This window comes from Polaribacter sargassicola (assembly GCF_021991835.1).
Lineage (GTDB): Bacteria > Bacteroidota > Bacteroidia > Flavobacteriales > Flavobacteriaceae > Polaribacter > Polaribacter sargassicola.
Genome location: NZ_JAHDAU010000226.1, coordinates 1 through 282, shown reverse-complemented (window position 1 = coordinate 282; position 282 = coordinate 1). Strand labels below are relative to the sequence as shown.

Annotated in this window: 1 pseudogene; it reads left to right on the top strand. The window is 28.0% G+C overall.

Going from position 1 to position 282, the window contains the following annotated elements:
• Positions 1–282: pseudogene (locus KI686_RS16610) on the top strand (MBOAT family O-acyltransferase); the annotation flags it as partial.

The window sequence follows — 282 nt, the reverse complement described above, 5'->3', positions numbered from 1 at the left end:
ATTTTATAACTGCTTTTTCCTTTTTTGGATCAGAAATACAAGCAAACACATTAAACATAATTTTACCTGTGGGTATTAGTTTTTATACTTTTCAAACATTAAGTTATAGTATTGATGTTTATAAAAGGAAATTAGAAGCTACAGATAATTTTATAGCATTTACAGCCTTTGTCAGTTTTTTTCCTCAATTAGTAGCAGGCCCAATAGAAAGAGCTTCACATTTATTACCACAGTTTTATATAAAACGTAAATTTGATTATAACAAAGCAGTTGACGGAATGC